Annotated in this window: 9 protein-coding genes and 2 pseudogenes; 8 read left to right on the forward strand and 3 right to left on the reverse strand. The window is 39.2% G+C overall.

Features of this window, described 5'->3' with window-relative positions; translation table 11 throughout:
* From ACFIKI_RS05935 to ACFIKI_RS05965, 7 genes and pseudogenes are all read left to right on the forward strand, one after another.
* Nucleotides 1-873: pseudogene (locus tag ACFIKI_RS05935) on the forward strand (tol-pal system protein); the annotation flags it as partial.
* An 18-nt stretch (nucleotides 874-891) separates the two neighbouring features.
* A complete protein-coding gene (gene tilS / locus ACFIKI_RS05940; protein ID WP_375666288.1) occupies nucleotides 892-2319 on the forward strand; it encodes a tRNA lysidine(34) synthetase TilS in 1428 nt (475 codons plus the stop codon).
* 115 nt (nucleotides 2320-2434) lie between these two features.
* Nucleotides 2435-4597 (forward strand): ATP-dependent zinc metalloprotease FtsH, encoded by a 2163-nt coding sequence (ftsH, locus tag ACFIKI_RS05945; RefSeq protein ID WP_375666290.1) that lies wholly within the window; start codon nucleotides 2435-2437, stop codon nucleotides 4595-4597.
* A 548-nt stretch (nucleotides 4598-5145) separates the two neighbouring features.
* Complete coding sequence (gene glmM, locus ACFIKI_RS05950) at nucleotides 5146-6519, forward strand: phosphoglucosamine mutase (protein ID WP_375666291.1); 1374 nt, start codon at nucleotides 5146-5148, stop codon at nucleotides 6517-6519.
* Nucleotides 6520-7214: 695 nt separating this feature from the next.
* The gene (locus ACFIKI_RS05955) at nucleotides 7215-7403 is read left to right on the forward strand and encodes an antitoxin VbhA family protein (RefSeq protein WP_375666293.1); all 189 of its coding nucleotides are present in this window, start codon (nucleotides 7215-7217) and stop codon (nucleotides 7401-7403) included.
* Nucleotides 7390-7785 carry a Fic/DOC family protein gene (locus tag ACFIKI_RS05960; protein ID WP_375666294.1) on the forward strand — a complete coding sequence of 132 codons (396 nt, stop codon included), beginning with the start codon at nucleotides 7390-7392 and terminating at the stop codon, nucleotides 7783-7785. Before ACFIKI_RS05955 ends, ACFIKI_RS05960 begins: the two co-directional genes overlap by 14 nt.
* Entirely contained in the window at nucleotides 7773-7982 is a 210-nt protein-coding gene (locus ACFIKI_RS05965) for a Fic family protein (protein ID WP_375666296.1), read from the forward strand. Before ACFIKI_RS05960 ends, ACFIKI_RS05965 begins: the two co-directional genes overlap by 13 nt.
* 437 nt (nucleotides 7983-8419) lie before the next feature.
* On the opposite strand, the gene ACFIKI_RS05970 is transcribed toward ACFIKI_RS05965, so the two are convergent.
* Nucleotides 8420-8590 (reverse strand): hypothetical protein, encoded by a 171-nt coding sequence (locus ACFIKI_RS05970; protein ID WP_375666297.1) that lies wholly within the window; start codon nucleotides 8588-8590, stop codon nucleotides 8420-8422.
* A gap of 238 nt (nucleotides 8591-8828) precedes the next feature.
* Here ACFIKI_RS05970 and ACFIKI_RS05975 point away from each other — a divergent pair, with 238 nt between their 5' ends.
* On the forward strand, nucleotides 8829-9170 hold the full coding sequence (locus ACFIKI_RS05975) for a hypothetical protein (RefSeq protein WP_375666298.1): 342 nt from the start codon (nucleotides 8829-8831) through the stop codon (nucleotides 9168-9170).
* Nucleotides 9171-9377: 207 nt separating this feature from the next.
* On the opposite strand, the gene virB11 is transcribed toward ACFIKI_RS05975, so the two are convergent.
* Together virB11 and ACFIKI_RS05985 are read right to left on the reverse strand one after the other, a co-directional pair.
* Nucleotides 9378-10397: a P-type DNA transfer ATPase VirB11 gene (gene virB11, locus ACFIKI_RS05980; protein ID WP_375666310.1), complete on the reverse strand. Its 1020-nt coding sequence runs from the start codon at nucleotides 10395-10397 to the stop codon at nucleotides 9378-9380.
* A gap of 51 nt (nucleotides 10398-10448) precedes the next feature.
* Nucleotides 10449-10949 (reverse strand): annotated as a pseudogene (locus ACFIKI_RS05985) (TrbI/VirB10 family protein); the annotation flags it as partial.
* Nucleotides 10950-12591: the final 1642 nt, after the last annotated feature.

Below are 12591 nucleotides of genomic sequence, written 5' to 3' on the forward strand. Positions count from 1 at the left end.
CCGGAAGCAGCCGATAAAGCAGCATCTGATGTGTTGGAAAAAGCCACTGACGCTGTTGATAAGGCTATTGATGCTGTGAAGGAGGCACCTGAAGCTACTGATGAGGCATCTGATGCGGCGGAAAAAGCTTCGGATGTTATGGAGCACCAAGGGATTATTTTAGAGAATCAACAGGCTTTATTTAAAGATTATGATTTAGATAAGCTTTTGCATGAGATACGAGCAGTGCTTGAACATAATAATTTGAAAAATGTTAACAAGCAGTTTCATCGGCTTTTTGATAAACAAGACTCTTCTGTTTATTCTTGTCCCTTTGAAAATGCCGCTGTGGATGAACAAGTTCAGACTGTAAAAGAAGAGATGGAGCAGGACCATAGTACAGGTGATCAGACAAAGGTTGCTGCTGTGGAAGCTAAGGTGGAGAGCCATGACCATGAAAACAGTCAACCTTTTAACAAAGCGTATGATGTAAGTGCTCCAATTGAAGCACAACAGAGTATAGATGGTACTCTTTCTTCTTCCAAAACTTTGTATAAAGAGGGTTATGATTTTATTCGTTCTGCCAACTATGTTGAAGCTGAAAAAACCTTTTGCACTTTTCAAAACCGTTACAAAAAAGATCCTTTAAGTGATGATGCTTTGTTTTGGTTGGCAGAATCTTTATTGGGACAAAAGCGCTATCATGAAGCAGCACAAGTTTATCTTAGGGCATGGTATGCAGATGAAAAGAAGCTCTATACCTCCGAGATTTTGCTAAAATTAGCAAGAAGTATGGTCGCTCTTGAGGAGAATGAAGAGGATTGTGCTCTTTTTGCAAAAAAATCAAAACGTCAAAGAACATTAGAGTCTATTTTTTGTAAACCTGCAAAATAAACAGCGAGGTCGTTTTCGGTGTGCGTTAGACTGGCAAGAAATCTCTTTAAAACATCGGATTTTATTCAATGTCAGAAGTTGATTCTTGCCGTCTCAGGGGGAAGTGATTCTTTGGCTTTGATGTTTTTGGTCAAAGAGTATTTGGAGACTCTCGCATTTCCTCCAGAAATGATTGTTGTCACGGTTGATCATCAATTGCGTAAAGAATCGATGCGTGAAGCAGAAACTGTTGCGGAAATTTGTCGTGCCCATCACATTAAACATATTATTGTACGGTGGGAAGGCGAAAAGCCAAAGACGCATATTGCTTCCAGTGCTCGTGTTGCACGCTATGATCTCTTGGTTAAAGAAGCACAAAAACAAGGTGCATCACTTATTATGACGGGGCATACACTCAATGATCAGGTTGAAACCTATCAAATGCGGTATCAACGTCTCCAAAAGAATAGAGGTGCTTTGTATAGTGAAGCTGTTGCCATGCGTGATGAGGTTTATGCTAGAGAAACGAGAAAAAATATTGCTCAAAAAAACTATAGTCCCCTTTATGAGCGCGGTTTATCCTGTATTCCGCGTGAGGCATTGTTGCATAGAAAAGTGCGTTTGATTCGTCCACTCCTTGGTGTAAAACGCCAAACATTACGGAATTATTTACGCTTACAAGGACAAACATGGATTGATGATCCAACCAATGAAGATCGCAATTTTGAACGTGTGCGCGTGCGTCAATCTCTTTCTCCGCAAAAATTGGCTTATATTGCTCAAAAAATAAATGAAGCCGCATTGCAGCGTCGTCAACAAGCCAAAAATATTGCTGATTTGATCTTAGCGCTGGATATTACAGTCCAACATGGGCGTTGTTTCATAGCAAAACCTGCGCTATTTTTACAGAAACATTCCAGTTTTCCTTTCGTGGTGGGGCTCTTTGCGGTGCTGATGGGAGGGGGATTTTATTTGCTCCCCAATCAAAAATTAAGCATGCTTGTTCAAAAACTCTGTCTCCATTCTTCAGAAAAGCAGCGTTTTACTTATGCGGGCTCTGTTATTGAATATAACAAAAATGGAATTGCTTTGTGGCGCGAAGGGCGAAATATGAAAGAGGCTATCGTTGAGCCTGACAAAACTTTTATATGGGATGGGCGCTATCAGATTACAAATCATGGATCTGAGGCTATAAAGGTTGGAGCAGCAAATTTAGAACAGCTGAAATTTTTATTAAAAAATAGCGACTTTGAGTTTGAAAAGCCTCATTTTCCCTCTTTACAATCGCTGCTGATGATCTCAAACGATAAAGGGCATGATATTCCAGAGTTGATTTCTCAAGCGGTTGTTTATAAAAATGTTATCATCAAGCGGATTATGGCGCCTTTCGATTGGCTTTCCTCTCGCGAAGATGCTGCGCTGGTGAATGTTGTGGAACCTTTTTTTAATATTGAGGTGAAAAGATAAAGGAAAAATTACTCTAAAAGAAAATAAACAGCTTCTCATCTCTTGGCAAGGGGCTGACAAGGTTATATGTTAAAAGGAACTGTTTGAAATCTAGATTTGATTAAGTGGGCTGAATATGAATTCCAATTACCGCTCTCTCCTCATTTGGGGAGTTATTGCTTTGATTTTGATTGTGTCGTTTTCTTTCTTTAATGGAGATAGTCAACGTTCTGGTGGTGGAGAAGTCTCCTATTCTGAATTTTTGCAAAAAGTTGAGAATAATGAGTTGAAATCTGTGACCATTCAGGGTCAAAAATTAACAGGACAAACCATTGAACATAGAACTATTTCAACCTATGCTCCACGAGATCCAGGTTTGATACAAAAATTGGAAAGCAAAAACGTCAATGTTAAAGCTATTCCTGAAAGCTCTGGAAATAGTATTTTCCTCAATCTCCTCTTTTCCTTGTTGCCTGTTATTATTATCGTGGGGGCGTGGGTCTTTTTTATGCGGCAAATGCAAAATGGATCGCGTGGTGCAATGGGATTTGGGAAGTCAAAAGCAAGATTGCTTAATGAAGCGCAAGGACGTGTTACTTTTAAAGATGTTGCTGGTGTTGAAGAAGCAAAGCAAGATCTTCAAGAAATTGTTGAATTTTTACGCGAACCACAAAAATTTCAACGTTTAGGAGGGCGTATTCCACGTGGTGTTTTGCTTGTTGGTCCTCCAGGAACCGGTAAAACTTTGTTGGCACGCTCTGTGGCCGGTGAAGCCAATGTGCCATTCTTTACCATTTCAGGCTCTGATTTTGTGGAAATGTTTGTAGGTGTTGGGGCAAGCCGTGTGCGTGATATGTTCGAACAGGCTAAAAAGAATGCGCCTTGTATTATCTTTATTGATGAAATCGATGCTGTTGGACGCCATCGGGGTGCTGGACTAGGCGGTGGAAACGATGAACGTGAGCAAACCTTAAATCAGTTGCTTGTCGAAATGGATGGATTTGAGCCTAATGAAAGTATTATTCTTATTGCTGCAACAAACCGTCCCGATGTGCTTGATCCTGCTTTATTGAGACCAGGGCGTTTTGACCGGCAAGTTGTTGTGCCGAACCCTGATGTTTCTGGGCGTGAACAAATCTTGAAAGTGCATGTGCGCAATGTGCCTTTAGCCCCCAACGTTGATCTGAAAATTTTGGCAAGAGGAACACCAGGATTTTCTGGTGCAGATCTGATGAATCTGGTCAATGAAGCTGCTCTTATGGCTGCGAGCCGTAATAAAAGAGTTGTCACCATGCAAGAATTTGAAGATGCCAAAGATAAGGTGATGATGGGCGCTGAACGTCGTTCAACTGCTATGACACAAGAAGAAAAAGAGCTCACTGCTTATCACGAAGCAGGACATGCTATTGTGGCTCTTAATGTGCCAGTTGCTGATCCTGTTCACAAAGCAACAATCGTCCCAAGGGGAAGGGCGTTGGGAATGGTGATGCAATTGCCTGAAGGTGATCGCTATTCCATGAGTTATCGTTGGATGATTTCCCGTCTGGCCATTATGATGGGTGGACGCGTGGCTGAAGAATTGAAATTTGGAAAGGAAAATATCACATCTGGTGCTTCTTCTGATATTGAACAAGCAACCAAATTAGCGCGCGCAATGATTACACGATGGGGATTTTCTGATCTGCTTGGAAATGTTGCTTATGGGGATAACCAAGATGAAGTCTTTTTAGGTCATTCTGTTGCGCGAACACAAAATGTCTCTGAAGAAACAGCGCGCATGATTGATATGGAAGTGCGTAAGCTTATTGATGATGCCTATAAAAATGCGACAAATATTTTGAAAACAAAAAGAAAAGAATGGTTTGCTTTGGCACAAGGTTTGTTGGAATATGAGACTTTAACGGGAGCTGAAATTAACGAAGTCATTGCAGGAAAGCCTCCTTCACGCACACAGAAAGATGAGAATGCACCACCACGGGGGTCCTCTGTTCCAAAAACTGGAACGCTCAGAGCAGAGACAACAGTGGTTGATGAACAAAATGCTGAAGCAGTCCCTAAAACAGTGCTTCATAAAGCAGAGACAGATAAAGGCGAGGCAGGTAAAGCAGAGGCAACTGTTGGGAAAAAAACAGCAAAATCCGGTAATGTTGAGCCTAAGGAGACTCAGTCTAAAGAAGTGCAATCGGATGAGACTGAGAAAAAAGCGCAAAGCACAAAAGCTACCACAAAATCAGTCAATCGCTCTAGAAGTAATGCTAAAAAGAAGTCCAATACTGCGGGAGATGATAAAGAAAAATAAGAACTGTTTAATATCGCTTGAGTGACGATGTTTTAGGAAAACTTCTAAATTTTTTGAGAAAGGCGCAGGTTTAGTTTGCGCCTTTCTTGTAATATTTGCAAAAATATGGAAGCAAAAAATTAAGCAAAACCGTTGTATGATGAGGGCTTTAGCATGCTACAAGGCGAGGTGGACTGTTGCTTTTCTAATGTGGTAGAAGTTGTAAGGTTAGGCGATAGATTTCCTTGCTGATTTTGTAGGGTATGAGGTTTGGTGCTGGGTTTCTTTACGGATTTAGCAAGTGTGTGAGATTATCCGTTGGTTGTGTTAAAGGGATGTGTAGAGCATTTTGAGGAGATAATATTGCTTTTATGTGTGAGGGTGTAAACATAATTGCTTGAGAGTGATTTAGATGTGTAGATGGTGAATAGGGGGCTTGATTGTCTAAATGCATGAAGGTTTAATCAATGATCTGATTTTATACGGAGAGCGGGGGGACTATTGTACCAAGGGGGCTGTTAGGGAGTTAAAAAAGCCAAGGGAAAAAGTAGATATTAAAGGAAAGATGCATGGTGCAAAAATATTTTGGTACAGATGGAATTCGGGGGAGGGCCAATTCATTTCCAATGACACCCGATTTTGCCATGAAAGTAGGGATGGCGGTAGGAGTTTTATTCCGCTCACAACATCAATCACGTCGTGTGGTGATTGGAAAGGATACACGATTATCGGGCTATATGTTGGAAAACGCTTTGGTTTCAGGATTGACTGCTGCGGGGATGGAAGCTTTTTTATTGGGTCCAGTGCCAACCCCTGCTGTTGCAATGCTTTGCCGCTCTTTGCGAGCGGATCTTGGGGTGATGATTTCTGCTTCTCATAATCCGTTCTATGATAATGGAATTAAACTTTTTGGTCCTGATGGTTTTAAGCTTTCAGATGATATGGAAGCGAAAATTGAACAATTAATCGATACAGATCTTTCAAAATCTTTAGCAAGTTCTGCCGAAATTGGTTATGCAAAACGGGTTGAGGGGGATATTTATCGTTATATTGAATATGCCAAACGAACTTTGCCGCGTGATGTTCGCTTGGATGCTTTGCGTATTGTTGTGGATTGTGCCAATGGGGCGGCTTATAAAGCGGCTCCCCGTGCTTTATGGGAATTGGGGGCTGAGGTTTTTGCTATTCATGATGAACCCAATGGGACCAATATTAATCAAAAATGTGGGTCAACCGATTTAAGCTCTTTAAAACGAAAAGTGCATGAAGTGCGTGCTGATGTGGGGATTGCGCTTGATGGAGATGGAGATCGGGTTCTCATTGTTGATGAAAAAGCACAAACAGTTGATGGAGATCAATTAATTGCTGTGATTGCTGAAAATTGGCATAAAATGGGACGGTTACGGTGCAATGGTGTTGTCACAACAATTATGTCAAATCTTGGGCTGGAGCGTTTCTTGAACGGCAAAGGGTTGCACCTTGTAAGGACAAAAGTTGGAGATCGTTATGTTGTCGATGCCATGCGCCAAAAGGGATATAATGTTGGTGGTGAGGCCTCTGGGCATATCGTGCTTAGTGATTTTGGCACAACGGGTGATGGCTTGGTGGCTGCCTTGCAGATTTTAGCCTGTATGAAGGAAAGCCAAAGCCCTATGAGCCAATTGTGTAAACGGTTTGAACCTGTACCGCAAATTTTAAAAAATGTAACGGTTAAAAATAAAAATGTTTTGAAAAAAAATCCCGTCAAAACGGCTATTGATCAAGCAGAGAAGCGATTGGGAAAAGAGGCACGCCTCGTCATTCGTGCTTCTGGGACTGAGCCGGTTATCCGCCTTATGGCTGAAGGCGATGCACGAGAAGTGTTGGATGCGGTCGTGACAGAGTTGAAGGATGTTATTATGCATCATGATGTACGCGCGGGGGATGCGCTTGAGGAATCTTGAATGCTGTAAGGGGCAAGCAATCAGCTAATCTTTTGAGAAATAAAAGATGTTTGCTGCGGGAATTATTTGTTGCAATAAAGGGAATGTTTCTAGAATTTGGTAGATCTCAAGCGGGTGACCTTTTGAAATAAAGGGGAGGGTTCCTATGGTGGTTGAGGGGAAAAAGAGAAGGCTAAAGCTTGGGGATTGGTGTGTTCTAGAGAAGGGGAGATCTTGAGAGAGAGGTGAAAATTCTTGAGTTGTACAGGAGAAAGGGCTGGTGAGAGCAGGCAGTCGAAATGGTTATTCAAGAAAAACAGCCGTTGGTGAAGGGGGGGGTGTGATGGCCGAAGTTTATCCTTTATACCTTTCATATAAGGAAGGATTAAGAATTACATAAAAAAGGGTTCGGCGATTTATATTGGTGAAAGCGATGTCGTTTCGTGGTTTTGTCTTTAATGTTGTTTTGGGATGCACTTCATAAATATGGATTTTTGATTTATCAAAAGCATCTCCTAAAGAACAGTCTCATGATAAAGATTGCGTAAAAGAGTTTCAAACGGCGGTTAAGTTTTTGCAACAGAGACATGTACAAGAGCAAATCATGTGTATGAGCGTACAAGGTCAAAAGGTGTGACGCGGGTAAGACAAGGAATAAAATCTTATTTCTATAGTCTGTTTGGCTATAATAAATGTAAGCAAATGAGCGTTTTAATATGTTGAGTGAAGAGAAACTTAAGCTGAGTCGCTTTTATGCTGAAAATGCATTGGCAAGCCAACGTTTAGAGGGATTAGAACCAGATCCGCTGGTTGTTGCGCAAATGGAGCGCGTTATTATTGGAGAGCTTGAAACAAGTGATGTCATCAAAGATTATATGGAGCGCGTAAGACGTGGAGAAGTATAAGGGGAGCGGTGATCCTTATACTGATCCTGAAACTGGTGTGATGTATAATCGGCTTGGTATTAAAGACAAAGCCACACTGCAGCGTGTAAAATCTACGATTTCTTATGTGAGATCTTTCGAATTTGTACATACTCCTATGCGTGGTAAGTTTGATCTGGATTACATGAAAGAGATTCATAGAAGACTGTTTGGCGACATATATGAATGGGCGGGACAAATTCGTTTAGTGGATATTGCCAAAGGCAATAGTATGTTTACTGTTTATAATCAGATTGAAAGTTATGCACTGAAGATTACACAAAAGCTTGCAAAAGAACAGTATCTGCGTGGTCTTGGCGCTTATGACTTTAGCCAAAGGCTGGATATTACATGGGTGAGTTGAATGCGTTGCATCCGTTTAGAGAGGGGAATGGGCGCACTCAGCGCGAATTTATGGTGCAACTTGCTCGTGAAGCTGGTTATCATATCAACTGGAAGGGTATTGAGCGACAAGAAATGACACGTGCGTCAATTAAAGCACATTTTGGTAATTCAGAATATCTGTCTGCACTTATTCGTCAGGACCTTAATCTCTTATAACCAGCTGTGTTTGTAGTGTGTGCAACAACGATGCCAAGTTTGAAAACTGTTGTTATAAAGTCCCATAAGGGTATGGAAGAACACCCATAGATGATAAGTATTTTCGAGAAATTTCGCTTTTTTAGTCCCACTACTCAATGCTTTAATATACCCCCTTCCAGAATATTGGAAACTGCTTTTATTCTTTTTTGTAAAGGATTTCTGAATTTTATTCAATGCAAAGGCATATATAAAAGCCAAGATTTATGTTCATGAGTAGGTAAGTAATAACGCTTTGGTTTATGGAAATGCACTTTGCAAGAGGAATTTTGCAGCATGCATTTTCATTTTTTTACCTCTAATAGAGAGGTTAAAACAATAATGATTTAAAAATATGCGAAAAATTGCTTTCATTAGAGAAATAAGGTGAGCTCCTGCTGGAGTTATTGAATACAGCTTTAAGAGATCCCTGTGAAAAAGGGAGAATTCCCGTTATTTTTAAAAGTACTGACCTTTTCTTTGCCTAAAGGACGAATTTTTACGGTGTAAGAAATAATTGCAATGGCGGACAAAGCATCTTGCTGCTGTTCCTTCATTGGAATGATGACGTGATCAGATTGACTATACATAACTAGTTAAACGGCATACTGTACCTTCCAAACTAACAATGAAAAATGGGGTTTAGATAAGGAAAAAATAAAGTATGTTAATAAAACGAGATAATTATAACATAAATTTGACAATTATAACCAAAATGTGCATAAAATGAGTTCGTGTAATACATAACGTATATAACACAAAGAGTGGTTCTGCTTTATTTGATAGCAGAAACGGTTTATATTTATTTTTTATAAGGAGATTTATCCTATGAGATATGTTATTTTAGCTGCAGCTTTGTTTAGCTTCTCTTCTTCAGTGCTAACTGCTCATGCTGGTAGCTCGGCGCATAAGGACAGAATTGTAGATCACATTGCAAAACACGAAAATTATGCAGCAATAGAAGGTTTTGGACAACAGGCGATAGATCTCCTTGCGAGAATTGTGATTCCTATGAAAAAGAATAACTCTTCATATTACGATGACAGATTTCAAATTCGTGACAGGCATTATGGTTTTGCTGCAGATCTTGGATTTAAACATCGTTGCGTAGATCTTCCAGGGCTGTATAACGGTGAAGCAAGGCTAGAATGCACTTTGAAGCAGAAGTGATAGATGTAGGGAGATACTCTTGATAGATGAAGTGCACCTTGTTATACAAGGTGCACAGTCTTTAGATTGTGCTACGTTTTCAGTTTTTGTAACCAGTGATGGTAAATTTCTGGCGTAGATGTAATGTTGTGAGAGATCCCTTTTCTTATAGTTTAGTTGCTTTTCAGCTTCGCTTTTTTTATGTTTATTTACTTGACTTTGTGTTTTTTAAAAGGCATCACGGCGTTTGAAAGGATCGTAATAGATTTCTGTTACACGAAATTTTCCTTCGAGGCGTTTGCATTGGATGATGACATCTATCATCGAGATTAATAAGCCGCGGATGTCATCGCGTGCTAAATTACCACCACCGTCACTTTCTTTGACTAAAAGGGTCATTTGTTCAAAGGCTGCAAGTGCTGTTGAGGCGTGGACGGTGGTAATGGAGCTGGGGTGAGCAGAATTGACATTACGGATATAGTAAAAGGCTGTACCATCACGCAGCTCTTGTGGAAGGATTCTGTCGGGGCGCATGCGCAATCCAGATTCAAGCAGTTCTTTTGCACCTGCTTTTGCTAAGCCTTGGTTATCTTTTGAATAAAAGAGCTGCACTTTGTTGGCGTGCGGAACGACAAGTTCTGGTGTGTCTTCAATGGTGAGAATGCGTTCATAGTCAGGGATTTTTGCAATCAAAGCTTTGGAGAGGGTTGTTTTCCTGGAACCGGTTTTGCCCGATATTAAGATATTTTGTTGTGTAATAACGGCTCTTTCTAAAAAGGTACAAAAGTCTTTGGCGATAAAGAGATCTGTTAGCTCTTTGTCTGTATCAGAGAGTTCGGATAACCGTTCTGTCATTTGTTGCGTGGGGGTGAAACTGATGTTTTGGGCGACAGAAAACAGATTGTTTTCATGTAAACTTTCAAGAGAAAAAGTGCGTGATGAAGGTTTACGAATGGTCATGCTGATGGTATTGGCTGCAACTGCTGGAGGCATAACAATTTGTATGCGTTCGTTGTTTGGCAGTGTTGCGGAAAGAACGGGGTTTTCTACACTGATTTTTTGTGTTGTGTAGGCAGCAACAACTTTTGCAATCTCTTCTAGTTCGCTGTAGGTTAGCTCTTTTAAGATGTGGGGTTGCCAACCATCTGGACCTTCAACGATTACTTCGCCAGAGCGATTGACAACAATTTCAAATAAATTGTCATTATTGAGGAAGTCATCTAAGATCTTTAATTTTGTTAAAACGATGGAGACGCGTTCTGCATGTTTTTGCTGATGGCATAATGTGACTTTATTGGCTTAATGAAAAAAGGAATAGCCGGGAGTAGAGCGGTTTCTTTTGCTCTTTACGACTAGTTTATAGACAGAGGAAAAATCGAGATCTTTTGCTACGAAAATGTTGATCAGTTCGCCTTGAAATTTTTCTAAGGTAGGAGGGATATTGATTTGATTTTCAAGAGCAATACTGGCGGCCTCTTTTCCAGTGTTGCTTGCGCCTTCAAAACCGCCGCCTCCAGAGTTGTTTGAACCTTCTTTATTGGAATTGCCTACTATTTTATTTGTTAAAACTGTTGTGGCACCATCAATAACGGTCAACAAAAGGGAAGAGCCAAAGCGCTCCCACCAATGGGTGTTGATGTTGCCATCAAAACCAGCTCTTCCTAAACTGTCTGTTACGGGTGAGGCAAGGTCGATGATGACACCGGTTGGGGTTTTTGCTCTTGTCCAGAGCACAAAGAGGCGGGATTGACCTTGTTTTATCCCTCCGCGGTATTCGCCAATCACTTGGGTTCCTTTGTCAGAATTCACATTATACAAAAAATACAATAAAGTCAATAGTTTGTTTGTAATTATTTTATATGAATCCACTTAAGAATCCATCTTTTTATGTATGATTCATTTGACCGTTTTTTATATAAGATTGCCATGTATGAATAGACCATAAAAAGCAAATCATGATGTAAATATTATAACGCATGGGTGCATTCAAATGAAATGAAAAGCAGCTATCATTCATAACAGTTCATAAATTTTATGATACGTTTTTATCACTCAAAATCGCATTGTTTAAAAATTTAGTTGTTTGGAATTATCGATAACATACGTTTAAAGATCACATCTTGTTTTAATGATTGGATTGTTAATCGTATGATAAAAACACAAGATTTGCAGTCCTCAAAATTGGGGAGCGCAAAATCTAAAGTTGTTATAGTATCCTATAAGAAGGTAATCATTTAAAACTTTTATAAGCTTATAGATTTAATTTATAAAGATTGCATAAAAGGATTTAAAGACAAGATCGATTTTAAAACGCTTACTAAAAAGTTAGTAAAAGATAGGCAGGCATTATCCAGATAATATCATCACAACAGCTATGCTAACTTTAAAAACGCAACTGTATTTGCTTCCACAAAAAAATGGAAGCGAACAATGCCATGGCAGTAGAATTACTATCTACTTTAGACTAGATACTAAGAAACGTTTTAAAAGTTATAGTTTAAAAATACGAAACCAAAAGAGCTCTCCTCAAATTGGGGGGCAGTTATTAAGACAAAGATAAGCAAACAAACTTCAAAACCATTATAATATCATAAGGCATGAGATTTTACTTAATTTTTAGACAAAAGCTACAATATTAAAGAATGCTCTATTTTAAAGATAACGCTCCTATAATTGAGTGGTTAATTTTGCTAGCCAAATATAGAGCCATTAATTCGCAAAGAAGTTTTGTTAAAATACGCTTATGAGAACCTCTCTAAATGAACGTTTAAACGTTTGAAACTAATATTTATAATAGTTTTTAAAGCCTTGCATTTGATAAAAGAAGTTGTTTATTGTCTTATGAGAGATTGTTTTGAAAACCAACGTTTGCAAATATAAAAAACGGGTTTTGATAAAGTTACCAAGCGTTTTGATTTGTTTGATAGGTTTGATTTTAGACAATGTGTTATTTGAATTTACTCAACTCAATTTTAAGGTCAGTATATTGGAACGTTTTAAAAGAAGTATTTTGATCATGGGCTTTGTTTTATATGAACCTCTTTAAGATAAAGACGTTATGATTAATACGTTTGAGAGCAACAAAAAGCGTTTATAGGCTCTCTCATTCAAATGAGTGATTAAAGATCATACGCACCATTTACATTCCTTTTGATAAGTTTTCATATCTTGAATAGAGCGCTTGCAATATGATACGTTTTGGATATATGCGTTTCATTATTGCATTTGGAATGATTCATAAGGATAGACGTTTGAAAGCCGCGTCATATCATTGGCACGGCTTTCTTTTATGAATGCTCTCTTTTATGATATGTGTATTAAGCATTATCTTATAATGCGTTTATAGCCATCAAGAAGGCACCCCCATGTCTATTTTTATTCTGTTTCCTCAACAATCTTGACAAGGTTATCGCTTTCATAAACCTCATAATTTATAGGAACT

Source organism: Bartonella sp. TT121SHDZB (assembly GCF_042193415.1).
Taxonomy (GTDB): domain Bacteria; phylum Pseudomonadota; class Alphaproteobacteria; order Rhizobiales; family Rhizobiaceae; genus Bartonella.